The sequence below is a fragment of the Methylibium sp. genome (assembly GCF_965279545.1).
Lineage (GTDB): Bacteria > Pseudomonadota > Gammaproteobacteria > Burkholderiales > Burkholderiaceae_C > Methylibium.
The window spans coordinates 791,314-816,990 of record NZ_OZ257250.1; the positions used below are offsets into that span (position 1 = coordinate 791,314).

Annotated in this window: 26 protein-coding genes and 1 tRNA gene; 21 read left to right on the plus strand and 6 right to left on the minus strand. The window is 66.2% G+C overall.

The features are described 5' to 3' along the window. Nucleotides 1–39: 39 nt before the first annotated feature. On the plus strand, nucleotides 40–834 hold the full coding sequence (lgt, locus tag ACQY9S_RS03740; protein ID WP_428423224.1) for a prolipoprotein diacylglyceryl transferase: 795 nt from the start codon (nucleotides 40–42) through the stop codon (nucleotides 832–834). A 198-nt stretch (nucleotides 835–1,032) separates the two neighbouring features. Here lgt and ACQY9S_RS03745 read toward each other — a convergent pair whose 3' ends face one another. The 5 genes from ACQY9S_RS03745 to ACQY9S_RS03765 all read right to left on the minus strand — a co-directional run bounded on the left by ACQY9S_RS03745 (nucleotide 1,033) and on the right by ACQY9S_RS03765 (nucleotide 5,246). Continuing rightward, on the minus strand, nucleotides 1,033–1,833 hold the full coding sequence (locus tag ACQY9S_RS03745; RefSeq protein ID WP_428423225.1) for an ABC transporter ATP-binding protein: 801 nt from the start codon (nucleotides 1,831–1,833) through the stop codon (nucleotides 1,033–1,035). Nucleotides 1,834–1,843: 10 nt separating this feature from the next. Then, entirely contained in the window at nucleotides 1,844–2,755 is a 912-nt protein-coding gene (ntrB, locus tag ACQY9S_RS03750; protein WP_428423226.1) for a nitrate ABC transporter permease, read from the minus strand. Between the two features lie 15 nt (nucleotides 2,756–2,770). Next, a complete protein-coding gene (locus ACQY9S_RS03755) occupies nucleotides 2,771–4,024 on the minus strand; it encodes a CmpA/NrtA family ABC transporter substrate-binding protein (RefSeq protein WP_428423227.1) in 1,254 nt (417 codons plus the stop codon). Between the two features lie 191 nt (nucleotides 4,025–4,215). Beyond that, nucleotides 4,216–4,848 carry an ANTAR domain-containing response regulator gene (locus ACQY9S_RS03760; RefSeq protein WP_428423228.1) on the minus strand — a complete coding sequence of 211 codons (633 nt, stop codon included), beginning with the start codon at nucleotides 4,846–4,848 and terminating at the stop codon, nucleotides 4,216–4,218. A gap of 116 nt (nucleotides 4,849–4,964) precedes the next feature. Further along, entirely contained in the window at nucleotides 4,965–5,246 is a 282-nt protein-coding gene (locus ACQY9S_RS03765; protein ID WP_428423229.1) for a helix-turn-helix domain-containing protein, read from the minus strand. 193 nt (nucleotides 5,247–5,439) lie between these two features. Here ACQY9S_RS03765 and tsaD point away from each other — a divergent pair, with 193 nt between their 5' ends. Continuing rightward, nucleotides 5,440–6,486: a tRNA (adenosine(37)-N6)-threonylcarbamoyltransferase complex transferase subunit TsaD gene (gene tsaD / locus ACQY9S_RS03770; protein ID WP_428425575.1), complete on the plus strand. Its 1,047-nt coding sequence runs from the start codon at nucleotides 5,440–5,442 to the stop codon at nucleotides 6,484–6,486. Between the two features lie 85 nt (nucleotides 6,487–6,571). On the opposite strand, the gene ACQY9S_RS03775 is transcribed toward tsaD, so the two are convergent. Further along, a complete protein-coding gene (locus ACQY9S_RS03775) occupies nucleotides 6,572–7,027 on the minus strand; it encodes an Hsp20/alpha crystallin family protein (RefSeq protein WP_428423230.1) in 456 nt (151 codons plus the stop codon). A 154-nt stretch (nucleotides 7,028–7,181) separates the two neighbouring features. Here ACQY9S_RS03775 and ACQY9S_RS03780 point away from each other — a divergent pair, with 154 nt between their 5' ends. The 19 genes from ACQY9S_RS03780 (at nucleotide 7,182) to nuoL (ending at nucleotide 25,676) form a co-directional block, all read left to right on the plus strand. Continuing rightward, the gene (locus ACQY9S_RS03780; RefSeq protein WP_428425577.1) at nucleotides 7,182–8,354 is read left to right on the plus strand and encodes a pyridoxal phosphate-dependent aminotransferase; all 1,173 of its coding nucleotides are present in this window, start codon (nucleotides 7,182–7,184) and stop codon (nucleotides 8,352–8,354) included. 142 nt (nucleotides 8,355–8,496) lie between these two features. Then, a complete protein-coding gene (gene rpsO, locus ACQY9S_RS03785; RefSeq protein ID WP_428423231.1) occupies nucleotides 8,497–8,766 on the plus strand; it encodes a 30S ribosomal protein S15 in 270 nt (89 codons plus the stop codon). Between the two features lie 223 nt (nucleotides 8,767–8,989). After that, entirely contained in the window at nucleotides 8,990–11,257 is a 2,268-nt protein-coding gene (gene pnp / locus ACQY9S_RS03790) for a polyribonucleotide nucleotidyltransferase (protein ID WP_428423232.1), read from the plus strand. Nucleotides 11,258–11,307: 50 nt separating this feature from the next. After that, nucleotides 11,308–12,294, plus strand: coding sequence for an NAD(P)H-quinone oxidoreductase (locus ACQY9S_RS03795; RefSeq protein WP_428423233.1), 987 nt, complete (start codon nucleotides 11,308–11,310; stop codon nucleotides 12,292–12,294). 13 nt (nucleotides 12,295–12,307) lie between these two features. After that, nucleotides 12,308–13,063, plus strand: coding sequence for a triose-phosphate isomerase (gene tpiA, locus ACQY9S_RS03800; RefSeq protein ID WP_428423234.1), 756 nt, complete (start codon nucleotides 12,308–12,310; stop codon nucleotides 13,061–13,063). 33 nt (nucleotides 13,064–13,096) lie between these two features. Beyond that, on the plus strand, nucleotides 13,097–13,504 hold the full coding sequence (gene secG, locus ACQY9S_RS03805) for a preprotein translocase subunit SecG (protein ID WP_428423235.1): 408 nt from the start codon (nucleotides 13,097–13,099) through the stop codon (nucleotides 13,502–13,504). 177 nt (nucleotides 13,505–13,681) lie between these two features. Further along, a tRNA-Leu gene (locus ACQY9S_RS03810) sits at nucleotides 13,682–13,766 on the plus strand. A 191-nt stretch (nucleotides 13,767–13,957) separates the two neighbouring features. After that, nucleotides 13,958–14,317 carry an NADH-quinone oxidoreductase subunit A gene (locus ACQY9S_RS03815; RefSeq protein WP_428423236.1) on the plus strand — a complete coding sequence of 120 codons (360 nt, stop codon included), beginning with the start codon at nucleotides 13,958–13,960 and terminating at the stop codon, nucleotides 14,315–14,317. A 24-nt stretch (nucleotides 14,318–14,341) separates the two neighbouring features. Continuing rightward, entirely contained in the window at nucleotides 14,342–14,818 is a 477-nt protein-coding gene (locus tag ACQY9S_RS03820; protein WP_011829003.1) for a NuoB/complex I 20 kDa subunit family protein, read from the plus strand. Between the two features lie 18 nt (nucleotides 14,819–14,836). Further along, nucleotides 14,837–15,448 (plus strand): NADH-quinone oxidoreductase subunit C, encoded by a 612-nt coding sequence (locus ACQY9S_RS03825; RefSeq protein WP_428423237.1) that lies wholly within the window; start codon nucleotides 14,837–14,839, stop codon nucleotides 15,446–15,448. A gap of 26 nt (nucleotides 15,449–15,474) precedes the next feature. After that, entirely contained in the window at nucleotides 15,475–16,728 is a 1,254-nt protein-coding gene (locus ACQY9S_RS03830; RefSeq protein ID WP_428423238.1) for an NADH-quinone oxidoreductase subunit D, read from the plus strand. Beyond that, entirely contained in the window at nucleotides 16,725–17,210 is a 486-nt protein-coding gene (gene nuoE, locus ACQY9S_RS03835; RefSeq protein WP_428423239.1) for an NADH-quinone oxidoreductase subunit NuoE, read from the plus strand. The genes ACQY9S_RS03830 and nuoE overlap by 4 nt, the downstream gene beginning before the upstream one ends. A 43-nt stretch (nucleotides 17,211–17,253) precedes the next feature. Beyond that, a complete protein-coding gene (gene nuoF / locus ACQY9S_RS03840; protein ID WP_428423240.1) occupies nucleotides 17,254–18,615 on the plus strand; it encodes an NADH-quinone oxidoreductase subunit NuoF in 1,362 nt (453 codons plus the stop codon). 89 nt (nucleotides 18,616–18,704) lie between these two features. After that, nucleotides 18,705–21,035, plus strand: a complete 2,331-nt coding sequence (nuoG, locus tag ACQY9S_RS03845) for an NADH-quinone oxidoreductase subunit NuoG (RefSeq protein ID WP_428423241.1) — start codon at nucleotides 18,705–18,707, stop codon at nucleotides 21,033–21,035. Nucleotides 21,036–21,037: 2 nt separating this feature from the next. Beyond that, nucleotides 21,038–22,102 (plus strand): NADH-quinone oxidoreductase subunit NuoH, encoded by a 1,065-nt coding sequence (nuoH, locus tag ACQY9S_RS03850; protein WP_428423242.1) that lies wholly within the window; start codon nucleotides 21,038–21,040, stop codon nucleotides 22,100–22,102. Nucleotides 22,103–22,117: 15 nt separating this feature from the next. Continuing rightward, nucleotides 22,118–22,615 carry an NADH-quinone oxidoreductase subunit NuoI gene (gene nuoI / locus ACQY9S_RS03855; protein WP_056321853.1) on the plus strand — a complete coding sequence of 166 codons (498 nt, stop codon included), beginning with the start codon at nucleotides 22,118–22,120 and terminating at the stop codon, nucleotides 22,613–22,615. A gap of 40 nt (nucleotides 22,616–22,655) precedes the next feature. Further along, the gene (locus ACQY9S_RS03860; RefSeq protein WP_428423243.1) at nucleotides 22,656–23,300 is read left to right on the plus strand and encodes an NADH-quinone oxidoreductase subunit J; all 645 of its coding nucleotides are present in this window, start codon (nucleotides 22,656–22,658) and stop codon (nucleotides 23,298–23,300) included. Continuing rightward, a complete protein-coding gene (gene nuoK, locus ACQY9S_RS03865) occupies nucleotides 23,300–23,608 on the plus strand; it encodes an NADH-quinone oxidoreductase subunit NuoK (RefSeq protein WP_428423244.1) in 309 nt (102 codons plus the stop codon). Before ACQY9S_RS03860 ends, nuoK begins: the two co-directional genes overlap by 1 nt. Before the next feature lie 64 nt (nucleotides 23,609–23,672). Then, the gene (nuoL, locus tag ACQY9S_RS03870; RefSeq protein WP_428423245.1) at nucleotides 23,673–25,676 is read left to right on the plus strand and encodes an NADH-quinone oxidoreductase subunit L; all 2,004 of its coding nucleotides are present in this window, start codon (nucleotides 23,673–23,675) and stop codon (nucleotides 25,674–25,676) included. Nucleotide 25,677 lies beyond the last annotated feature (1 nt).

Consider the following 25,677-nt stretch of genomic DNA (forward strand, 5'->3'; position numbering starts at 1 on the left):
GTTCCGCTCCTTCCCACTCGCGTTCTCGTCGAGCCGCCCATGCTGATACACCCGCAGTTCGACCCCATCGCCTTGAAGCTCGGGCCGCTGGCGATCCACTGGTACGGCCTGACCTACCTCGTCGCCTTCGGTCTGTTCCTGTGGCTGGCCTCGCTGCGCGTCAAGCACTCACCTTTCAGGGAGGTCGGCTGGACACGTCGCGATGTCGAGGACCTGCTGTTCTACGGTGTGCTCGGCGTGATCGTCGGGGGGCGGCTCGGCTACGTGCTGTTCTACAAGCCGGGCTACTACGCGTCGCACCCGATCGAGATCTTCGAGGTGTGGAAGGGCGGCATGGCCTTCCACGGCGGCTTGCTGGGCGTGATCGTCGCGATGGCATGGTTCGCCCGCCTTCGCCAGCGCCGTTGGCTCGAGGTGACCGATCTGATCGCACCCTGCGTGCCGACGGGCCTGGCGAGCGGTCGCATCGGCAACTTCATCAACGGCGAGTTGTGGGGTCGCGCGGCCGACCCTTCGCTGCCGTGGGCGATGATCTATCCGCAGTCGGGCAGCGACATCCCGCGCCACCCATCGCCGCTGTACCAGTTCGCGCTCGAAGGCCTGCTGCTATTCGTGCTGTTGTGGCTCTATGCGCGCAAGCCGCGCGCGACCGGGCAGGTATCTGGCGCTTTCCTGGTGGGCTACGGCGTGTTGCGCTTCGTCGCCGAATACTTCCGCGAGCCGGATGGCTTTCTCGGCCTGCTCGCGCTCGGCATGAGCATGGGGCAGTGGCTGTGCGTGCCGATGGTGGCCGGGGGCGTGACGCTGTGGGTCTGGGCGAGTCGACGCACCTGATCGATCCACGTTGCCGCCGGTCCTGCACCGTGGCAGTGCGCCCGGCCAAGAAAAACCGCCCGGCCGCGAGGCCGGGCGGGGACGAAAGGGCGGGGCCCTGCTGAGGAGATAGCGACTGCGCCGCTCCAGACGCCAGTCACCTGGACATCAGCAACCGGTGTGCTAGGTGGGGCTCCCGTTTCTCCTTCGCTTGCGGACTCATGCGGCTTCGCGTTCGACGTGGCCGTGGCGCGTGTACAGGAAGTCGAGCACTTCCTTGCGGTAGTGCACGTAGGCCGGGTCTTCCGCGAGCTCGACGCGCAGGCGCGGACGCGGCAGCTCGATCTTCAGGATCTCGCCGATCGTCGCGGCCGGTCCGTTGGTCATCATCACGACCCGGTCGCTGAGCAGCACGGCCTCGTCGACATCATGCGTCACCATCACCACGGTGCTCTGCGTGCGCGCGACGATCTTCAGCAACTCGTCCTGCAGGTGGGCCCGCGTGAGTGCGTCGAGCGCGCCGAAGGGCTCGTCCATCAGCAGCACCTTGGGCTCCATCGCCAGCGCGCGGGCGATGCCGACACGCTGCTTCATGCCGCCCGAGATCTCGTGCGGGCGCTTGGCGGTGGCGTGCGCCATGCCCACCAGTGCCAGCGCGGCCTCGGTGCGCTCCTTCAGCCGGGCCTTGCTCTCGTTGTCGCCGAACACGCGCTCGACGCCGAGGTGCACGTTCTCATAGCACGTCAGCCACGGCAGCAGCGAATGGTTCTGGAACACCACCGCGCGCTCCGGACCCGGCGCGGCAATCTCGCGGTTGTCGCACAGCAAGACGCCGCTGCTGGGCGTCAGCAGGCCGGCGATCAGGTTGAGCAAGGTCGATTTGCCGCAGCCCGAATGGCCGATCAGCGTGATGAACTCGCCGCGTTCGATCTGCAGGTCGATCTCGCGCAGCGCATGGAAGCGGCCCTTGCGCGTGGTGAACACCATCTCGGCGTTCTGTACTTCGATGAAGCTGGTCATGGGAGTCTCCTCAATCGTCGAAGCTGAAGCGGCGTGCGACCAGCATCAGCGCCTGCTCGAGCAGCAGGCCGACGATGCCGATGACGAAGATCGCGATCAGGATGTGGGCCACGTTCAGGTTGTTCCACTCGTCCCAGACCCAGAAGCCGATGCCGACGCCGCCAGTCAGCATCTCGGCCGCCACGATCACCAGCCACGCCGTGCCCACCGACAGGCGCACGCCGGTCAGCATGTAGGGCAGTACCGCGGGGAACAGGATGCGTGTCATGACCTTCCATTCGCTCAGGTTCAGCACCCGTGCGACGTTCAGGTAGTCCTGCGGCACGCGCTGCACGCCGACCGCGGTGTTGATGATCATCGGCCAGATCGAGCAGATGAAGATCGTCCAGATGGCCGCCGGGTTGGCCGACTTGAACACCAGCAGCCCGATCGGCAGCCAGGCCAGCGGCGACACCGGTCGCAGCAGGCTGATCAGCGGCGAGACCATGTGGTTGATGAAGCTGAAGCGGCCCAGGATGAACCCGGCCGGGATGCCGACCAGCGCCGCGAGGCCGAAACCCATGGCGACACGCTCGAGCGAGAACAGCACGTTCCAGCCGATGCCCTGATCGTTCGGGCCGTTGCTGTAGAACGGGTCGCTGAACAGCTTGACGATCTCGGTCCAGGTGACGGCGGGCGTCGGGAAGGCCCCACCGTTCATCGTCAGCAGTGCCCAGATGCCGATCAGCAAACCAATGCCGAACAGCGGTGGAAGCACTCGCAAGGCCAGCCCGCTCCAGTCGTAAGGCTCCTTCGGCGTGCGGGCGGCAGGCGTCGACGCCGGCATCCCCGCGGCGGGTTTGCTGACGGTGACGGCAGGGGCGGCTGGCGTCGTTTCGGCGACGCGGGCCCCCGAGGGGTTGTGGAACACGGCACTGACCATGCTGTTCTCCTTGCTTCAGGCCTTGATCTTGAAACCGTCGGCGTAGGCCTTCGGGTTCTTGCCGTCCCAGACCACACCGTCGATCAGCTTGCTGCTGCGCATCGGGTCCTTCGGGACGTTGATCTTCATTGCACCGGCAACATCCTTGTAGAGCGCGATCTGGTTGACCTGCTGCGCCACGGCCAGGTAGTCGGGGTGCTCCTTCAGCAGGCCCCAGCGCTTGTGCTGCGTGAGGAACCACATGCCATCGCTGAGGTAGGGGAAGTTCACCGCGCCGTCGTTGAAGAACTTCATGTGGTTGGGGTCGTCCCAGGTCTTGCCGAGGCCGTTCTGGTAGCGGCCCAGGATGCGCTGATTGATCGCGTCGACCGACGTGTTGATGTAGGCCTTCTGGGCGACCGTCTCGGCCATCTTCATCTTGTTCTGCAGGCCGGCATCGATCCACTGGCTGGCCTCCAGGACTGCCATCATCACGGCGCGCGTTGTATTGGGATACTTCTTGACGAAGTCCCCGGTCGTGCCGAGCACCTTCTCGGGGTGATCCTTCCAGATGTCCTGTGTCGTGTTCGCGGTGATGCCGATGCCATCCATGATGGCGCGATGATTCCAGGGCTCGCCGACGCAGAAGCCGTCCATGTTGCCGACCCGCATGTTCGCAACCATCTGCGGCGGCGGCACCGTGATCAGCTTGGCCCCCGACAGCGGATTGATTCCTGCGGCCGCTAGCCAGTAGTGCATCCACATGGCGTGCGTGCCGGTCGGGAAGGTGCCGGCGAAGGTGTACTCCCTCTTTTCTGCCGCCATCAGCTTTGCCAGCGACGCGCCGTCGACGGCGCCTTTGTCGGCAAGCGCCTTCGACAGCGTGATGGCTTGCCCGTTGTTGTTCAAGCTCATCAGCACGGCCATGTCCTTCTTCGGGCCGCCGATGCCGAGTTGCACGCCGTAGATCAGCCCGTAGAGCACGTGTGCCATGTCGAGCTCGCCGTTGACCAGCTTGTCGCGCACGCCGGCCCAGGACGCTTCCTTGGTGGGCACGATCTTCACGCCGTACTTCTTGTCGAAGCCCAGCACCGAGGCCATCACGACGGACGCGCAGTCGGTCAGGGGGATGAAGCCGATGCGCACTTCTTCCTTCTCGGGCTTGTCGGACCCGGCCGCCCACACGGCGGATTGCAGTCCGGGGACACTGCCCACGGCGGTGGCGGCTGCGGCGGCTTTCAGCATGGTGCGACGGCCCAGCAGGGCGCGGTTGGCGATGTCGTTCGGCATGGCATTCGGACTCCAAAAATCGGGCTCAAAAGAAAAACGGCGTCATCACGACCGCGCGGCCGAAAGGCTGCGCAGGGTGAGACGCCGTCGTCTGCTGCGGTGCTGCCGACCGTGGCCGCACCGGAAAGGGGATCGCCATTGATCCTTGGGTGCACTGCAGCAAACCTCGTGCCAGTCGATGGTTGGAGGGGTCAACCGAGCATGTCGGCCACGTCGATCAGACGCTGTGCAACCTCGGCAACGCGCAGGCCGCGGTCCATTGCGGTTTTGCGCAGCCGGGCGTAGGCCTCGTCTTCGGTGAGTTTCTGGCGGCTCATCAGCAGGCCCTTGGCGCGGTCGATCAGCTTGCGTTCGCTCAGCTGGGTGCGCGCGTCGGCGAGCTCGCGCCGCAGCGCCTCTTCGTGCTGAAAGCGTGCGAGCGCGACGTCGAGCACCGGTTTGATGCGCTCGGGCGCCAGACCGGCGACGACGTAGGCCGTGACCCCCGCGGCGATCGCGGCGCCCACGTGGCTGGTGTCGGCGTCGTCGGTGAACAGCACGATCGGGCGGCGCTCGTCGCGGGTGGACATCACCACGTGCTCGAGCGTGTCGCGCGCCTGGCTCTGGGCGTCGACGATGATCATGTCGGGCTGGATCTGCGCAATGCGGTCGGGCAGGAAGGCATCGACCGGCAGCACCGCAACGATGTTGTAGCCGTTGGCCAGCAGGCCGATGCGCAGGCTGCGCGAGCGCTCTGCCTCGACAAGCGCGTCGTCGTCGTCCGGCGCCGGGGTGAGCGATTCCGGTGCAACGATGACGATGCGCAGCGCCTGGAGGGAGGTCATGCATGGTGCGCTGCAAGGAGCGCGCCAGCGTGCAGCACTGTCCATGCCACGGTGTCTCAAAATGACAGGGCCCGCGCAGCGCGGGCCCTGTCACCGAAGGAGTGAACGCCCCCGGCTCAGACGTGACCTGCGGCGGCGAAGGTGCGGCGCCACCACGCGACCGGACGCAGCCTGCCGAGCATCGACAGCGGCGCGGCATGTTCGCGCTCGCTGAGCAACTCCCGCTCAGTGAGGGTGTCGAGGAACTGGACCACCGCCGAACGGGCCAGGCCACTTTCCTGCATCAATTGCCGGACGGACACATGACGGTGGGACATCTGGTGCAGCATGCGTCGGTAGGCCGTGCGGTGAAAGGGCGCCGGCAGATCCGGCCAAGCGGCGAGCTTGTACTGTTTCATGATCCTGTCGGCCGGAAGCACGGCTGCACGCCGCTGGGAATGCAGGGTAACCAGCGCGGACGACAAGCGATAGGGCGGCACCTCCGGGATTCGTGCGCTACGTCACGCCGCCCATGTGACCAAAGGAAACTACTGGCATGCTTTGTGGCGGATGCCGTCATGCACCCGTTTCCTGGCTTACTACACTGTCGCGATGTTGATCCTGGCGTTCGAGTCTTCCTGCGACGAGACGGGTGTGGCGCTCGTGGAGACCAGAGGTGATGCGACGCCGCGGCTGCTCGCCCATGCCCTGCACAGCCAGGTGGCCATGCACGAGGCTTACGGCGGCGTGGTGCCGGAGCTCGCTTCACGCGACCACATCCGTCGCGTTCTGCCTCTGACGCGACAGGTGCTGGCCGAAGCGCACAGGCTGTTGCCCGATATCGACGTTGTCGCTTACACGCGTGGCCCGGGTCTCGCCGGGGCCCTGCTGGTCGGCAGCGCCGTGGCCTGCGCGCTGGCGGCTGCCCTCGACAGGCCCGTGCTGGGTGTTCACCATCTCGAAGGGCATCTGCTGTCACCTTTCCTGTCGGCCGATCCGCCGCAGTTCCCGTTCGTGGCCTTGCTGGTGTCCGGCGGGCACACCCAGCTGATGCGGGTCAACGGCGTCGGTGATTACGAACTGCTCGGTGAAACGATCGACGACGCGGCCGGCGAAGCCTTCGACAAATCGGCCAAGCTGCTCGGTCTGGGCTACCCCGGCGGGCCGGCACTGGCGCGGCTGGCCGAATTTGGCGACCCGGCGGCCTATGCGCTGCCGCGGCCTCTGCTGCACCGGGACACGCTGGACTTTTCCTTCGCCGGCCTGAAGACCGCCGTGCGCACCCAGGTCATGAAGCTGGGCGACGGCCCCTGCGAGCAGCCGCGCGCCGACCTGGCGGCATCGACCCAGGCGGCGATCGTGGAGGTGCTGGTGAAGAAGTCGCTTGCCGCGCTGGAGGCGACGGGGCTCGATCGCCTGGTGGTTGCCGGTGGTGTGGGCGCCAACCGCCGCCTGCGCGAGCAGCTCGACGTGGCCTGCGCGAGACGTGGCGTGCGGGTGCACTATCCCGAGCTGCAGCTGTGCACTGACAACGGCGCCATGATCGCGCTGGCCGCCGCGATGCGGCTGCAGGCCGGCCGCGCGACGGCGCGGCGCGACCATGCCTTCGATGTGCAGCCGCGCTGGCCGCTCGCGGCGCTGGACGTCGCGGCGGCCTGAGCGCGCTTCAGCCAGCGCCGGGCCGCCCCAAGCGGGCTGGGTCGCCGCGCGGGTGACTGCGGTATGCCGCAGCCGGCCGCTTCACTCAGCCGATCGTGAGCTGGGTGGCGGGCCTGACTTTCTTGGTGAGCGTCAGGCTCAGCACGCCGTTCTCGAGCCTGGCCTGAGAGGCCGACTCGTCGACCTCGACCGGCAGCGTGAAACTGCGCGCGTAGGCCGTGGCACTGCGCTCGCGCACCAGCAGGCGTTCGCCTTCGATGGTCTGGACCGTGCTGCGCGCTGCGGCCTCGATGCTGACGCGCTTGCCGTCGATCGTGACCTTGACGTCTTCCTTCGCGACACCGGGCAGGTCGAGCTGCACGCTGTAGCTTTGGTCGGTTTCGCGCAGGTCCAGCGCGGGCTGGCGGGTGGCGGTCTTGGTGGTGGTGAACACGCGCTCCACGGTGTCGTCGAACAGGCGGTCGAAGGCGCGGCTCAGGTCGCGGGCCTGGCCGTTGTATGCATGGCGGTGGGCGGTGCGGGTGATGGGCATGACGAACATGGGGTACTCCTACAATCGAGGTGGAGGCAGCTTTCGGCTGCCCATGCCGCCGAGTTGAGTGCGGCATTTTTGTTTTCAAGGCCGTTGTATTCCGGGGCGTCGCCCGCAGCGCGGCCTCGCGTTCGGTGTGCGGCACCTACGGAGAACCAACGAGATGCGCGACGTGATCCGGCAATTGCCTGGCTCCAAGATCCGCGAGGTGGCCAATGCCGGACTGGGCCGCAGTGATGTGCTGGCCTTCTGGTTCGGCGAGGGCGACGAGGCCACGCCCGACTTCATTCGCGAGGCGGCCGTCGCCTCGCTCGCGCGCGGCGAGACCTTCTACTCGCACAACCTCGGCCTGCCGGAACTGCGCGAGGCGCTCGCCGCTTACGTCGGCGCGCTGCACAGGCCGGTCGGGTTCGACCGGATCGCCGTCACGTCGTCGGGCGTGAACGCGCTGATGATCGCGATGCAGGCGCTCACCGGCGCGGGGGACGAGGTGGTCGCCGTTGTCCCGGTCTGGCCGAATCTGACGGCGCAGCCGGCCATCCTGGGGGCCGAGGTGAAGCGCGTGTCGCTGCGGCCGCAGGCTGGTGTCTGGCGGCTGGACCTGGACGAACTGCTCGCGGCGGTCACGCCGCGCACCCGCGTGTTGTTGATCAATGCGCCGAACAACCCGACCGGTTGGACGCTGGATCGCGGCGAGCAGGCCGCGATCCTTGCGCACTGCCGGTGCACAGGCACCTGGATCGTTGCCGACGAGGTCTACGAGCGGCTCTATTTCGGAGCTGCAGACCGTGGCGACATGCCGGGCCGATCGTGTGCGCCGTCTTTCCTCGATCTTGCCAAGCCCGACGACCGCGTGCTCGTCGCTCACAGTTTTTCGAAGAGCTTCCTGATGACCGGCTGGCGGCTCGGCTGGCTGGTGCTGCCGGCTGCGCTGCTCGACGCGGTGGGCAAGCTGATCGAGTTCAACACCTCCTGTGCGCCGGTGTTCGTGCAGCGCGCCGGGCTGGCGGCCGTGCGGGGTGCGGACACCCTGGTGCCAGGCCTGGTGGAGCACTTGCGCCGCTGCCGCGACACCTTGCTGCCGGCGCTGCAGGCGCTGCACGGGGTCGAAGTGGCACTGCCCGCCGCTGGCATGTACGCCTTTTTCCGCGTTGCCGGCGAGGCCGATTCGCTGGCATTCGCCAAACGGCTGGTGACGCAGGCAGGCTTGGGTCTGGCGCCGGGTGTCGCTTTCGGGCCGGAGGCCGAAGGCTGGCTGCGGTGGTGCTACGCCTCGCGCGACCCGGTCCGGCTCACGCAGGGGGTGGAACGACTGCGTGATGCTCTGCGGCTATAATCGCCGGGCTTTGCGGTTCTTTCACCCGTAAAGCAACAGCACGGCATGGGTCGGTTTCACCCGTGACCGCAAGTGGAAACTCGAAACCGCGGCACGCCGTTCCTGCGAGCGCCAGCGGTTTCATCGCAATCAGGAAACAAGCATGGCAGTCGCCGACCTCAATTTCTCCGAAATCGTCAAGTCCAACGCGCGTAGCCCCGCCGACACCGGCTCGCCCGAGGTGCAAGTGGCCCTCCTCACTGCGCGCATCAACGACCTGACCCCGCACTTCAAGACCCACGCCAAGGACCACCACGGCCGCCGCGGGCTGCTGAAGATGGTGAGCCGCCGGCGCAAGCTGCTCGACTACCTCAAGGGCAAGGACGCTGACCGCTACACCGCGCTGATCCAGAAGCTGGGCCTGCGCAAGTAAGCCGTATCGCATGACGAAGAGCCTGTCTGGAACCACCAGCGCAGGCTCTTCGCGTTTTGGAGCCGAGCACGAGAGAGCGTCGATGTGTCATTCCAACGCGGCTGAGGCCGCAGGCGCGCTGGAATGGCATCTCGCTCGAGTGCCGGGCTTCGGGTGACGGGCGCCACCGATCGCGCCGCGTGTTCTCTCGAAGAATTTCGAGAACCAAAACCTGGAGACAAGCATGAGCCTGTTCAACAAGATCACCAAGACCTTCCAATGGGGCCAGCACACCGTCACGCTGGAAACCGGCGAGATCGCCCGCCAGTCGGGCGGTGCGGTCGTCGTCGACATGGACGGCACCGTGGTGCTGGCCACGGTCGTCGCGGCCAAGAACCCGAAGCCGGGCCAGGACTTCTTTCCGCTGACCGTCGACTACATCGAGAAGACCTATGCCGCCGGCAAGATTCCCGGCAGCTTCTTCAAGCGTGAAGGCCGCCCGAGCGAGCTGGAGACGCTGACCTCGCGCCTGATCGACCGGCCGCTGCGCCCGCTGTTCCCGGAAGGCTTCTACAACGAGGTGCAGGTCGTCGTGCACGTGCTGTCGCTGAATCCGGAGGCGTCGGCCGACATCGCCGCGCTGATCGGCTCCAGCGCCGCGCTGGCGATCAGCGGCATCCCGTTCAACGGCCCGATCGGCGCCGCGCGCGTGGGCTACATCAACGGCGAGTACGTGCTCAACCCGGGCCCGACACAACTGGCCGAGTCCAAGCTCGACCTGATCGTCGCCGGCACCGAGGCGGCCGTGCTGATGGTGGAGTCCGAGGCGGACCAACTGCCCGAAGACATCATGCTTGGTGGCGTGGTGTTCGGCCACGAGCAGGGCAACATCGCCGTGCGCGTGATCAACGAACTGGTGCGCGAGGCCGGCAAGCCCGAGTGGCAATGGACCCCGCCCGCCAAGGACGAGGACTTCATCGCCAAGGTCAACGGCCTGGGCGAAGCCAAGCTGCGCGCGGCCTACCAGATCCGCTCCAAGCAAGACCGCACGCAGGCCACCCGCGCCGCCTACGCCGAGGTGCTGGCCGCACTGGCGGCCGATGGCGCCGCGGTCGACAAGGTCAAGGTCGAGAACCTGCTGTTCGACATCGAGGCCAAGATCGTGCGCAGCCAGATCCTGGCCGGCGAGCCGCGCATCGACGGTCGCGACACCCGCACCGTGCGCCCGATCGAGATCCGCTCGAGCGTGCTGCCGCGCACCCACGGCTCGGCGCTGTTCACGCGCGGCGAGACGCAGGCGCTGGTCATCACCACGCTCGGCACCGAACGCGACACGCAGCGCATCGACGCGCTGGCCGGCGAGTTCGAGGACCGCTTCATGTTCCACTACAACATGCCTCCGTTCGCTACCGGCGAGACGGGCCGCGTGGGCTCGCCCAAGCGCCGCGAGATCGGCCACGGCCGCCTCGCCAAGCGCGCACTGATCCCGGTGCTGCCGAAGAAGGACGAGTTCGCCTACGCGATCCGCGTCGTCTCGGAGATCACCGAATCGAACGGCTCCTCGTCGATGGCCTCGGTCTGCGGCGGCTGCCTGGCGATGATGGACGCCGGCGTGCCGCTGAAGGCGCACGTGGCCGGCATCGCGATGGGCCTGATCAAGGACGGCAACCGCTTCGCGGTGCTGACCGACATCCTCGGCGACGAGGACCACCTCGGCGACATGGACTTCAAGGTGGCCGGCACGACCGCCGGCGTGACGGCGCTGCAGATGGACATCAAGATCCAGGGCATCACCAAGGAGATCATGCAGGTGGCGCTGGCGCAGGCCAAGGAAGCGCGCCTGCACATCCTCGGCAAGATGGTCGAGGCGCTCGGCGGCGCGAAGGAAGAGCTGTCGGTGTTCGCGCCGCGCCTCTACGTGATGAAGATCAACCCCGAGAAGATCCGCGACGTGATCGGCAAGGGCGGCGCCACGATCCGTGCGCTGACCGAGGAGACCGGCACGCAGATCAACATCGAGGAAGACGGCACCATCACCATCGCCTCGACCGACGGCGACAAGGCCCAGGCGGCCATGAAGCGCATCGAGGAGATCACGGCCGAAGCCGAGATCGGCAAGGTCTACGAAGGCCCGATCACGAAGATCCTGGACTTCGGCGCGCTGGTCAACATCCTGCCCGGCAAGGACGGCCTGCTGCACATCAGCCAGATCGCTCACGAGCGGGTCGAGAACGTGACCGACTTCCTCAGCGAAGGTCAGGTTGTCAAGGTCAAGGTGCTCGAGACCGACGAGAAGGGCCGCATCAAGCTGTCGATGAAGGCGCTGCTCGAGCGGCCTGAAGGCATGCCGGAAGAGCGCCCGCGCCGCGAGTACAGCGACCGGCCGCGCCGCGAACACGGCGACCGTGGTGACCGCGGTGATCGACCGCCGCGCCGCGAGCGCAGCGACCGTCCGGAGTCCGGCGACGCACCGGCGCCCGTTGCATCCGACGAGCCGTCGAAGGCCGAGTAAGGCGGTGCTGCCGCGAAGCGACTGTGACGCGGCCTCCTGTCTTCCTGCTCATGCAAGCGGTCGAAATCTCCCATCCCGGCGGACCCGAGGTGCTGCGTCTTGTCGAGCGGCCCGAGCCCGTGCCGGGGCCGGGTGAACTGCTCATCGAGGTTGCGGCATCGGGCGTCAACCGGCCCGACGTGCTGCAACGCGCGGGCGCCTACCCGCCGCCGCCCGGCGCGTCGGACCTTCCGGGTCTGGAGGTGGCGGGCCGCATCGTCGGCGGCGACGCGGCGGCGCTGTCGGCAGCCGGGTTTCGGCTCGGCGACCGCGTCTGCGCGCTCACCCATGGCGGCGGCTATGCGCAGCGCTGCGTGGCACCGATCGGCCAGTGCCTGCCGGTGCCGGCGGGCTGGAGCGACATCGAGGCGGCCAGCCTGCCGGAGACCCTGTTCACGGTCTGGATCAATGTCTTCGAGCGCGCCCGGCTGCAGCCCGGCGAAACGCTGCTGGTGCAAGGCGGCGCGAGCGGCATCGGCGTGACGGCGATCCAGCTTGCGAAGGCCTGGGGCTGCAACGTGATCGTGACGGTGGGTGACGACGCGAAGGCGCACGCCTGCCGTGCGCTCGGTGCCGACCATGCGATCAACTACAAGACACAGGACTTCGTCGTCGAGGTCAAGCGCGTGACCGGCGGCCGCGGCGTCGACGTGATTCTCGACATGGTGGCAGGCAGCTACCTGGCGCGTGAACTCCAGTGCTTGGCCGACGATGGTCGCTTGTCGATCATCGCGGTGCAGGGCGGCACGAAGGGCGAACTCGATGCGGGTGCGGTCCTGCGCCGCCGCCTCACGGTCACCGGCTCGACCTTGCGTCCGCGCACGACCGAATACAAGACCGGCATCGCCGCCGCGCTGCGCGCCAAGGTCTGGCCGCTGCTCGAGGCCGGGCGATTCAAGCCCATGATCCACAAGATTTTTCCCGCTGCACAGGCCGCGCAGGCCCACGCGCTGATGGAGTCCGGCCAGCACGTCGGCAAGCTCGTGCTGAGTTGGTGACAAGGAGAACCGAATGAGCGAGACCCGCCGCAAACTGGTGGTCGGCAACTGGAAGATGCACGGCACGCATGCCGCGAACGAGGCTTTGCTCGAGGGCCTGAAGTCCGCCGGCCCGCTGCCTTGCGACGTCGCCGTGTGCGCACCGTTTCCCTACCTCGCCCAGGCCGCCGAGCGCCTGGCCCGCAGCGCCATCGCCTGGGGCGCGCAGGACTGTTCGGTGCACGAGCAGGGTGCCTACACCGGCGAGGTGTCGGCGGCGATGCTGGCCGATTTCGGTTGCCGCTACGTGATCGTCGGGCATTCGGAGCGGCGCGCCTTGCACGGCGAAAGCGACCAGCTGGTGGCCGACAAGGCGCAGGCGGCGCTTGCAAAGGGCATCACGCCGATCGTCTGCGTCGGCGAGACGCTGGCGCAGCGCGATGCGGGCGAGACCGAGGACGTCGTCAAGCGTCAGCTCTCGGCCGTGATCCATACGCTCGGGCACTGTGCTGGCGAGATGGTGGTGGCCTACGAGCCGGTGTGGGCGATCGGGACCGGGCGCACCGCGAGCCCCGAACAGGCGCAGGCGGTGCACGCCTTGCTGCGGGCGCAGCTTGCTGCAGCGACGCCGCGTGCCGCGCAGATGAAGCTGCTCTATGGCGGCAGCGTCAAGTCCGACAACGCCACCACGCTGTTTGCGCAAGCCGATATCGATGGTGGATTGATCGGTGGCGCGTCGCTGAAGGCAGCGGATTTCCTTGCGATCTGCCGCGCTGCCGGCGTGCGCTGAGCACAGAAAATTTCGAATTCTGGAGTCGATGAAATGCAGATGTTGTTGACAGTGATCGTGGTGGTGCAGATGCTTGCCGCGCTGGCGATGATCGGACTGGTGCTGATCCAGCATGGCAAGGGGGCCGACATGGGGGCCTCGTTCGGCAGCGGAGCGTCGGGCAGCCTGTTCGGTGCGACCGGCAGCGCGAACTTTCTGTCGCGCTCGACGGGCGTGTGCGCAGCGATCTTCTTCGCCTGCACGCTGGCGCTGGCCTACTTCGGCAACTTGCGCACCAGCGTGGGCGGTGCCTCCATCCTCGAGCGTGCGGCGCCAGCGAATTCGGCTGCAACCCCGACGTCTGCGCAGCAGATCCCCGGTGCTACATCCACTGCGGTGCCGGTGGCGTCGCAGGCGCCCGCAGCGGCCGCGTCGGGCGCCGCGCAGATACCTACCAAGTGACGGGAACGGTGGGCGGCGGAGACTGCGTCGCGCAGCGCGCGACGCCGCTGTTGTCAGGCTGCCAAACGCACAAAGTCGGGCCTGTTTGACGATAGAATAACTGGCTGTCCGGCGAGCAATTCCTCAGGCGAGTCGGGCAGCAAAGCCGCCGTGCATGCAGATGCGCAATGACAGCGGGCCGTCGTGGTGAAATTGGTAGACACGCTATCTTGAGGGGGTAGTGGCGAAAGCTGTGCGAGTTCGAGTCTCGCCGACGGCACCAAGAGTTGTGAATGTTCGTTTCGGGCTGGAGCAGCATCCGGCAACAGCCCAAAGCGCCCTGACAGCAATGCACAGGGGACCGGGCGCGCTGAGCGTGTGGACGGGTCTGGAAGCAGGCCGTGTCACCGCAGCGCGCTTTGTTTTGCCGGGTGAGCGCAGCCAACCGATTTACGCACCGAGCCACGCACCACGATGAACCTCGAGTCCTACCTGCCGGTGATCCTGTTCATCCTCGTGGGCGCTGCGGTCGGCATCGCGCCGCAGCTGATCGGCTTCGTCTTCGGGCCGCACCGGCCCGATGCGGACAAGAACTCGCCCTACGAGTGCGGCTTCGAGGCCTTCGAGGACGCTCGCATGAAGTTCGATGTGCGCTACTACCTCGTGGCCATCCTGTTCATCCTGTTCGACCTCGAGATCGCCTTCCTCTTCCCGTGGGGTGTGGCGTTGAAGGAAATCGGCGCGGCGGGCTTCTGGGCCATGATGGTCTTCCTCGGCATCCTCGTCGTTGGTTTTGCCTACGAGTGGAAAAAAGGCGCTTTGGATTGGGAATGACCACAATGACCAGGAGCTGCTGAGATGGGCATCGAAGGCGTTCTCAAAGAGGGGTTCATCACCACCTCGGCCGACAAGCTGATCAACTGGTCGAAGACCGGTTCGCTGTGGCCGATGACTTTTGGCCTGGCCTGCTGCGCTGTCGAAATGATGCACGCCGGCGCGGCGCGCTACGACATCGACCGCTTCGGCATGCTGTTCCGCCCCAGCCCGCGCCAGAGCGACCTGATGATCGTCGCCGGCACGCTGTGCAACAAGATGGCGCCGGCGCTGCGCCGGGTCTACGACCAGATGGCCGAGCCGCGCTGGGTGCTGTCGATGGGCTCCTGTGCCAATGGCGGCGGCTACTACCACTACAGCTACTCGGTCGTGCGCGGCTGCGACCGCATCGTGCCGGTCGACGTCTACGTGCCGGGCTGTCCGCCCACGGCCGAGGCACTGCTGTACGGCATCCTGCAGTTGCAGGCCAAGATCCGCCGCGAAAACACGATCGCCCGATAAGCCTGCAGCCCTTCGCCCATGGACCACAAAATCGACATCCTGCAGCCGGCGATCGAAGCCGTGCTGGCCGGCAAGATCCAGTTGCTGGTACGCGACCGCGGCGAACTGACCTTGACCGTCAAGGCCACCGACTACCTGGGCGTGTGCGCCACCCTGCGCGATCACGCCGACCTCCAGCTCGAGCAACTGATCGACCTGTGCGGTCTCGACTACTCGTCCTACAAGGATGGCGCCGGTTCGCCTTACACGGAAGGCCCGCGCTATTGCGTCGTGCTGCACCTGCTGTCGGTGAGCAAGAACTGGCGCTTGCGTCTGAAGGTCTTCTGTCCGGACGACGACCTGCCGGTGGTGGCCTCGGTCAACGAGGTGTGGGCCGCTGCGAACTGGTTCGAGCGCGAGGCCTTCGACCTCTACGGCATCGTGTTCGAGGGCCACGCCGACCTGCGCCGCATCCTCACCGACTACGGTTTCATCGGGCACCCGTTCCGCAAGGACTTCCCGACCACGGGTCACGTCGAGATGCGCTACGACGCCGAGCAACGCCGCGTGATCTACCAGCCGGTCACGATCGAGCCGCGCGAGATCACGCCGCGGATCATCCGCGAGGACAACTACGGCGGTCTGCACTGAGCGCGTTGCGCGAACCCGAGTCCCCCATGGCCGAGATCAAGAACTACACCCTCAACTTCGGGCCGCAGCACCCGGCGGCGCATGGCGTGCTGCGCCTGATCCTCGAGCTCGACGGCGAAGTGATCCAGCGCGCCGACCCGCACATCGGCCTGCTGCACCGCGCGACGGAGAAGCTCGCGGAGAGCAAGACCTACATCCAGTCGCTGCCCTACATGGACCGTCTCGACTACGTGTCCATGATGTGCAACGAGCACGCCTACTGCCTCGCGATCGAGAAGCTGCTCGGTGTCGACGTGCCGGTCCGTGCGCAGTACATCCGCGTGATGTTTTCCGAGATCACGCGCATCCTGAACCACTTGCTGTGGATCGGCGCGCACGGCCTCGACTGCGGTGCGATGAACATCCTCATCTACGCCTTCCGTGAACGCGAGGACCTGTTCGACCTGTACGAGGCGGTCTCGGGCGCGCGCATGCACGCGGCCTATTTCCGTCCGGGCGGCGTCTACCGGGACCTGCCGGACGCGATGCCGCAGTACAAGGTCTCGAAGATCCGCAACGCCAAGGCGCTGGCGAAGATGAACGAGAACCGGCAGGGTTCGATGCTCGACTTCGTCGACGACTTCTGCCGCCGCTTCCCGAAGAACGTCGACGATTACGAGACGCTGCTGACCGACAACCGCATCTGGAAGCAGCGCACCGTGGGCATCGGCGTCGTGACACCGGAGCGCGCGCTCAATCTCGGCTTCACCGGTCCGATGCTGCGCGGCTCGGGCGTCGAGTGGGATCTGCGCAAGAAGCAGCCCTACGACGTCTATGACCGTGTCGACTTCGACGTGCCCGTCGGCACCGGCGGCGACTGCTATGACCGCTATCTGGTGCGCGTCGAAGAAATGCGCCAGAGCAACCGCATCATTCAACAGTGTTCGGCCTGGTTGCGTGCCAATCCCGGACCCGTGATCACCGACAACCACAAGGTGGCCGCACCGGGTCGCGTGGACATGAAGTCCAACATGGAAGAGCTGATCCACCACTTCAAGCTCTTCACCGAAGGATTCCACGTGCCCGAGGGTGAGGCCTATGCAGCGGTCGAGCACCCGAAGGGCGAGTTCGGCATCTACATCGTCAGCGACGGTGCCAACAAGCCCTACCGGCTGAAGATCCGCGCGCCGGGTTTTGCCCATCTCGCTGCGATGGACGAGATGTCGCGCGGCCACATGATCGCCGACGCGGTGGCAGTGATCGGCACGATGGACATCGTTTTCGGCGAGATTGATCGATGACACTTTCGCAAGCCACCAAGGCGCGCTTCGACCGCGAGGTCGCCAAGTACCCTGCAGACCAGCAGCAGTCGGCGGTGATGGCCTGCCTGGCCATCGTGCAGCACGAGCAGGGCCATGTGTCGGCCGAGGCCGAGAAGGCGATCGCAGCACACCTCGGCATGGCGCCGATCGCGGTGCACGAGGTCACGACCTTCTACAACATGTACAACCAGCAGCCGGTCGGCCGTTTCAAGCTGAACGTCTGCACCAACCTGCCGTGCCAGCTGCGCGACGGCGAGACCGCGCTCCAGCACGTGTGCAAGAAGCTCGGTGTCGAGCCCTATGGCTCCACGGCCGACGGCGTGTTCACGGTGCAGCCCAGCGAATGCCTCGGTGCTTGTGCCGACGCGCCGGTGATGCTGGTCAACGACCGTCAGATGCTGAGCTACATGAACGCCGAGCGCCTCGACGAGCTGCTCGAACTGCTGAAGGCACAGAAATGATGTTCCGTATTCGAGCCCGGCACGCCGCGAACGGGGGACGGTCATGACACTCGATCTGTCGAAGTTCCAGGCGACGGGTCGCGAAACCTGCTTCCACGACCGCCATATCGGCGCGCAGATCGTCGCCGGCCTCGACGGCAAGAACTGGCGCCTGAAGGACTACGAAGCGCGCGGTGGCTACCGGGCGCTGAGGAAGATCCTGAACGGCGAGGGCGCCGGTGGCGAAAAGGCAGAGCTGATGACGCCCGACCAGGTGATCGCCGAAGTCAAGGCCTCGGGCCTGCGCGGTCGCGGCGGGGCCGGCTTCCCGACCGGGCTGAAGTGGAGCTTCATGCCGCGCCAGTTCCCGGGCCAGAAGTACCTGGTCTGCAATTCCGACGAGGGCGAGCCCGGCACCTGCAAGGACCGCGACATCCTTGCCTACAACCCGCACATCGTCATCGAGGGCATGATCATCGCGGCCTACGCGATGGGCATCTCGGTCGGCTACAACTACATCCACGGCGAAATCTTCGAGATCTACGAGCGCTTCGAAGAGGCGCTGGAAGAGGCCCGTGCCGCCGGCTACCTGGGCAATGCCATCCTCGGCTCCGGCCACAGTTTCCAGCTGCATGCCTTCCACGGCTTCGGCGCCTACATCTGCGGCGAGGAGACGGCGCTGCTCGAGTCGCTCGAGGGCAAGAAGGGCCAGCCGCGGTTCAAGCCGCCGTTCCCGGCCAGCTTCGGTCTGTATGGCAGGCCGACGACCATCAACAACACCGAGACCTTCGCTGCGGTGCCGTGGATCATCTGCAACGGCGGTGAGGCCTACCTCGCGATCGGCAAACCGAACAACGGCGGCACCAAGCTGTTCTCGATGGTCGGCGATGTCGAGCGCCCCGGCAACTACGAGGTGCCGCTGGGCACACCGTTCGCGAAACTGCTCGAGCTGGCCGGCGGCGTGAAGGGCGGTCGCAAGCTCAAGGCCGTGATCCCCGGCGGTTCGTCGGCGCCGGTGCTGCCGGCGGCCATCATGATGGACACGACGATGGACTACGACGCGATCGCCAAGGCCGGCTCGATGCTCGGCTCCGGCGCCGTGATCGTGATGGACGACACCCGCTGCATGGTCAAGAGCCTGCTGCGCCTCTCCTATTTTTACCAGCACGAAAGCTGCGGGCAGTGCACGCCCTGCCGTGAAGGCACCGGCTGGCTGTGGCGCATGGTCGACCGCATCGAGAACGGCAAGGGCCGCATGGAAGACATCGAACTGCTGAATTCGGTGGCCGACAACATCCAGGGCCGCACGATCTGCGCGCTGGGCGACGCGGCCGCGATGCCGGTGCGGGCCATGATCAAGCACTTCCGCGAGGAGTTCGTGCACCACATCGAACACAAGACCTGCGTGGTCCCGGCGTATGTCTAGCCCCCACGCCTGGATCACCTCGCTGGCGCCTGAGGGGGCGGGCTTTCCTTGCGACGGCCCGGCGCAAGGCCGGTCTGACGGAACCCACCATGGTTGAAATCGAACTCGACGGCCGCAAGGTCGAGGTGCCCGAAGGCAGCATGGTCATGCATGCTGCCGACAAGGCCGGCACCTACATCCCGCACTTCTGTTATCACAAAAAGCTCAGCATCGCGGCCAACTGCCGCATGTGCCTGGTCGACGTCGAGAAGGCGCCCAAGCCCATGCCGGCCTGCGCCACGCCGGTGACGCAGGGCATGATCGTGCGCACCAAGAGCGACAAGGCGCTGAAGGCGCAGCAGTCGGTGATGGAGTTCCTGCTCATCAATCACCCGCTGGACTGCCCCATCTGCGACCAGGGCGGCGAATGCCAGTTGCAGGATCTGGCGGTCGGCTACGGCAAGTCCGCCTCGCGCTACGAGGAAGAAAAGCGCGTGGTGCTGCACAAGGACGTGGGCCCGCTGATCTCGATGGAAGAGATGACGCGCTGCATCCACTGCACCCGCTGCGTGCGCTTCGGCCAGGAAGTCGCCGGCGTGATGGAACTCGGCATGATCCACCGCGGCGAGCATGCCGAGATCACGACGGTGGCCGGTGAGACGGTCGACTCCGAGCTGTCGGGCAACATGATCGACATCTGCCCGGTCGGTGCGCTGACCAGCAAGCCCTTCCGCTACAGCGCTCGCACCTGGGAGTTGTCACGACGCAAGTCGGTCAGTCCGCACGACTCGACGGGTGCGAACCTGATTGTCCAGGTCAAGGGCAACCAGGTGATGCGTGTCGTGCCGCTCGAGAACGAAGCAGTCAACGAATGCTGGCTGGCGGATCGCGATCGTTTCTCGTACGAAGCGCTGAACACCGACGAGCGCCTGACCACGCCGATGATCAAGCAGGGCGGACAGTGGCGCAGCGTCGACTGGAACGTCGCGCTCGAGTACGTGGCCAACGGACTCAAGTCCATCAAGGCCGATCACGGCGCTGCCAGCATCGGCGCGTTGGCGACCGCGCACAGCACGGTCGAGGAGTTGTACCTGCTCGGCCAATTGGTGCGCGGCCTGGGCTCCGACAACATCGACCACCGACTGCGCCATGCCTCGTTCGGTGCGAGCGGGCAGGCGGCGGATTCGCCTTCGGCGCGCTGGCTCGGGACCAGCATCGCGTCGCTGTCGACGCTGGATCGCGCTCTCGTGATCGGCTCCTTCCTGCGCAAGGACCACCCGCTGTTCGCGCAGCGGCTGCGTCAGGCGGCCAAGCATGGTGCGCAGATCAGCAGCCTTCATGCGCTGGCCGACGACTGGCTGCTGCCGGTGTCTGCGCAGCTCATCGCGGCGCCGAGCGCCTGGGTGGCGGCACTGGCCGGCGTGGCAGCAGAGGTGGCGGCACACAAGGGCGTGGCCGCACCGGTCGCGGCCGAAGCGAGCGAGCAGGCCAAGGCCGTTGCCGCCTCCTTGCTGAGCGGACAGCGCAAGGCCGTGCTGCTCGGCAATGCCGCTGTCCAGCACCCGCAGGCCGAGCAACTGCTCGCGCTGGCCAGTTTCATCGCCGAGCACACCGGCGCCACCTGCGGCGTGATCGGTGAGGCGGCCAACAGCGTCGGTGCCCAACTGGTCGGCGCCCAGCCGCTGCGGGGCGGACTGAATGCCGGCCAGATGCTGGCCCAGCCGCTCAAGGCCTATCTGCTCCTCAACGCCGAGCCGGTGTTGGATGCGGCCGATCCGCAACAGGCCGCGGCGACCCTGGCAGCAGCCGGCATGGTGGTGTCCTTGAGCGCCTTCAAGAGCGCCAACCTCGAGCATGCCGACGTGCTGCTGCCGATCACGCCGTTCACCGAGACCTCCGGCAGCTTCATCAACGCCGAGGGCCGCGTGCAGAGTTTCCATGGCGTCGTCAAGCCGCGCGGCGATGCACGCCCGGCCTGGAAGCTGCTGCGCGTGCTCGGCTCGATGCTGGGCCTGCAGGGCTTCGACTTCGAAACCTCGGAAGAGGTCAAGGCCCGAGCCTTGGGTGACATCGGTGCATTGGCCTCGCGGCTGCGCAACGCAACGCAGGCCGCGGTCGCCGCGTCGGCAAACGGCACGGCGCTGGAGCGCGTGGCCGACGTGCCGATCTACGCCACCGACGCCATCGCGCGCCGCGCGCCGTCGCTGCAGGCCACCACCGATGCGCGCACGCCGCGGGCGGGCCTGCCGACGGCCGTGTGGCAGCGCCTGGGCCTGAGTGATGGCGCCCATGTCCATGTGCAGCAGGGCCGTGCATCGGTGCGGCTCGGGGCTTACCACGATGCGAGCCTGGCGCCCACTGCCGTGCGCGTGCCTGCCGGGCACGCCGCGACCGCGGCACTCGGCGCGATGTTCGGCGAGATCGCCGTCGAGAAGGCCTGAGCATGATCGAAAGCTTCAACCAGTTCGGCAGCGGCCTGCTCGGCGGCTTCTGGCCCGTCGTGTGGAACCTGATCAAGATCGTGGCGCTGATCCTGCCGCTGATGGGCTGCGTCGCCTACCTCACGCTGTGGGAGCGCAAGGCCATCGGCTGGACGCAGATCCGGCCCGGCCCGAACCGCGTCGGCCCCTGGGGCCTGCTGACCCCGATCGCCGATGCGGTGAAGCTGATCTTCAAGGAAATCATCCTCCCGACCGCGGCCAACAAGGGCCTGTTCCTGCTCGGCCCGGTGATGACCATCATGCCGGCGCTCGCCGCCTGGGTGGTCATGCCCTTTGGCCCGGAAGTGGCGCTCGCCAACATCAACGCCGGCCTGTTGTTCCTGATGGCGATCACGTCGATGGAGGTCTACGGCGTCATCATCGCCGGCTGGGCCTCGAACTCGAAGTACGCCTTCCTCGGCGCGCTGCGCGCGTCGGCGCAGATGGTCAGCTACGAGATCGCGATGGGTTTCGCGCTGGTGGTGGTGCTGATGGTCTCGGGCACGCTGAACATGACCGAGATCGTGCTCGGCCAGGACAAGGGCCGCTTCGCCGACATGGGCCTCAATTTCCTGAGCTGGAACTGGCTGCCGCTGTTCCCGATCTTCATCGTCTATTTCATCTCCGGCCTGGCCGAGACCAACCGCCACCCCTTCGACGTGGTGGAGGGCGAGTCCGAGATCGTGGCCGGCCACATGATCGAGTACTCGGGCATGTCGTTCGCGATGTTCTTCCTCGCCGAGTACGCGAACATGCTCCTGATCTCCGCGCTGGCGGTCACGATGTTCCTCGGCGGCTGGCTGCCGCCGATCGACAGCGCCATCTTCAACTGGATCCCCGGCTGGATCTGGCTCGGCCTGAAGACCTTCGTGGTCGTGACCCTGTTCCTGTGGGTGCGTGCGACCTTCCCGCGCTTCCGCTACGACCAGATCATGCGGCTGGGCTGGAAGATCTTCATCCCGATCACGCTGATCTGGCTGGTCGTCGTGGGCCTGTGGATCCAGTCGCCCTGGAACATCTGGAAATAAAAGGAGGGCCTGACCATGTCCGCTGTGGCCTCCATCAAGGAGTTCTTCAACACCTTCTTCCTGCTCGAATTGCTGAAGGGCATGAAGCTGACCGGCCGTCACTTCCTGTCGCCGGCCATCACGGTGCAGTTCCCGGAAGAAAAGACACCGCTGTCGCCGCGTTTTCGCGGCCTGCACGCGCTGCGCCGCTACGAGAACGGCGAGGAGCGCTGCATCGCCTGCAAGCTGTGCGAGGCGGTCTGCCCGGCGCTGGCGATCACGATCGAGAGCGAAGTGCGAGACGACGGCAGCCGCCGCACGACGCGCTACGACATCGACCTGACCAAGTGCATCTTCTGCGGCTTCTGCGAGGAGAGCTGCCCGGTCGACTCGATCGTCGAGACGCACATCTTCGAATACCACGGCGAAAAGCGCGGTGACCTGTACTTCACGAAGGACATGCTGCTGGCCGTGGGCGACCGCTACGAAAAAGAGATCGCCGCCAACCGGGAGGCCGACGCAGCCTACCGATGAACGGCCTTGCCGGCTCTTCCACCGGCTGCGAACGACACCAATGAACACAGAATCCGCGCTCTTCTACGTCTTCTCGGCGATCCTCCTGTTCGCCTCCTTTCGCGTCATCACCGCGCGCAGCGCGGTCTACGCGGCGCTCTATCTCGTGCTGGCCTTCTTCACCGCAGCCTGCGTGTGGATGCTGCTGAAGGCCGAGTTCCTGGCGATCTCGCTGGTGCTCGTGTACGTGGGCGCCGTGATGGTGCTGTTCCTGTTCGTGGTCATGATGCTCGACGCCAACGCCGACACGGTGCGCAAGGGTTTCTGGCAGCTGTTTCCGGTGGCGGGCACGATCGGTGCGGTCATCGCGGCCGAGATGATCTGGGTGCTGCGCCGTGGCTTCGACCTGCCCGAGGCGCCACAGGCCGACGCGGTGGCCGTCAAGCTCGGCAACACCAAGCTGCTCGGCATCGAGATCTACACGCAGTACCTGTATCCGCTGCAGATCGCGGCCGTGGTGCTGCTGGTCGCCATCATCGCGGCGATCGCGTTGACGATGCGCAAGCGCAAGGACAGCAAGCACATCGATGCGTCCGCGCAGGTGAAGGTGCGCAAGGCCGACCGCGTGCGCATCGTGCAGATGCAGCCCGAGCGTGCGCCGGCGCCACCGGCCCCCGCCGAACCCACTGCGACCGGAGGGCAATGATGAGCATCACGCTGGGACATTACCTCTCGCTCGGCGCGATGCTGTTCGCGCTGTCGGTGATCGGCATCTTCCTGAACCGCAAGAACCTCATCGTGCTGCTGATGGCGATCGAACTGATGCTGCTGGCGGTCAACCTCAATTTCATCGCCTTCTCGCATTACCTCGGCGACATGGCGGGGCAGGTGTTCGTGTTCTTCATCCTGACCGTCGCTGCCGCCGAATCGGCGATCGGCCTGGCGATCCTGGTGGTGCTGTTCCGCAACCGCTCGACGATCAACGTCGACGAACTCGACGCACTGAAGGGCTGACCCGCTACCCAATGTACGCACGGGCCGCAGGGCCCGTTCGTTCGATAGAGCAGAGAACAACAAGATGGCTGGACTTTCACAATCGATGCTGCTCGCCGTGCCGCTCGCACCCCTGGTGGGTGCGGTGGTGGCCGGTCTGTTCGGCAAGACCGTCGGACGGCGCGGCGCGCACACCATCACCATCCTCGGTGTGCTGATCGCCTTCGTCCTGTCGGCGATCACGCTCAAGGCCGTGGCGATCGATGGCGCGCGCTTCAACGCCACCGTCTACGAATGGCTGGTCATCGGTGGCCTGAAGATGGAGGTCGGCTTCCTGGTCGACGGTCTCACCGCGATGATGATGTGCGTGGTGAGCTTCGTGTCGCTGATGGTGCACGTCTACACCATCGGCTACATGGAGGAAGATCCCGGCTACCAGCGCTTCTTCAGCTACATCTCGCTGTTCACCTTCTCGATGCTGATGCTCGTGATGAGCAACAACATGCTGCAGCTGTTCTTCGGCTGGGAGGCGGTGGGCCTGGTGAGCTACCTGCTGATCGGCTTCTGGTACACGCGGCCGACGGCGATCTTCGCCAACATGAAGGCCTTCCTGGTCAACCGGGTCGGCGACTTCGGCTTCATCCTGGGCATCGGCCTGTTGCTGGCCTACGGCGGCACACTGAATTACGGCGAGTTGTTCGCCAAGGGCCCGGAACTCGCGCAGATCGGCTTTCCCGGCATGGACTGGCGGCTGATCACGGTGGCCTGCATCTGCCTCTTCATCGGTGCGATGGGCAAGAGCGCGCAGTTTCCCTTGCACGTGTGGCTGCCGGATTCGATGGAAGGCCCGACGCCGATCTCGGCGCTGATCCACGCCGCGACCATGGTCACGGCCGGTATCTTCATGGTCGCGCGCATGTCGCCGCTGTTCGAGCTGAGCGACACGGCGCTGTCCTTCGTGATGGTGATCGGCGCGATCACGGCGCTGTTCATGGGCTTCCTGGGCATCATCCAGAACGACATCAAGCGCGTGGTGGCTTATTCCACGCTGTCCCAACTGGGCTACATGACGGTGGCGCTCGGCGCCTCGGCCTACTCGGTCGCTGTCTTCCACCTGATGACCCACGCCTTCTTCAAGGCGCTGCTGTTCCTGGCGGCCGGCTCGGTGATCATCGGTATGCACCATGACCAGGACATTCGCAACATGGGCGGCCTGCGCAAGTACATGCCCGTCACCTGGATCACCGCGCTGCTGGGCTCGCTGGCACTGATCGGCACGCCGCTGTTCGCCGGCTTCTACAGCAAGGACTCGATCATCGAGGCGGTGCACGCCAGCCACCTGTGGGGCTCGGGTTTCGCGTACTTCGCGGTCGTGGCCGGCGTGTTCGTCACCGCCTTCTACTCGTTCCGCATGTACTTCCTGGTCTTCCACGGCAAGGAGCGCTTCCACCACAAACCCTTCCCGGGCGAGCATGACCACCACGACGATCACGGGCACGCCCACCATGATCCGCACGAGTCGCGCTGGGTGGTGACGTTGCCGCTGGTCTTGCTGGCGATCCCGTCGGTGGTGATCGGCTACATGACGATCCAGCCGATGCTGTTCGGCGACTTCTTCAAGGACTCGATCGCCGTCAATGCCGAGTTGCATCCCGCCATGGAGGAGCTCGCGCACGAGTTCCACGGCGCCGCAGCCATGGCCTTGCACGGTCTGACGGCGCTGCCGTTCTGGCTCGCGCTGGCCGGTGTCGTGACGGCCTACGTGTTCTACATGCTCAAGCCCGGCATTCCCACTGCGATCGCGCGCAACTTCTTACCGATCGTGCGTCTTCTCGAGAACAAGTACTACATGGACTGGATCAACGAGAACCTGCTGGCGCCGGCCGCCCGCGGCCTGGGTCGTGGCCTGTGGAAGGGCGGCGATGTCGCCCTGATCGATGGGGTGCTGGTCAACGGCTCGGCCCGCGTGGTCGGCTGGATCGCGACGCTGACGAGACCCTTCCAGTCCGGCTACATCTACCACTACGCACTGGTCATGATCCTCGGCGTCTTCGCGCTGATGACCTGGTTCGTGTGGCTGGCCAAGTGAG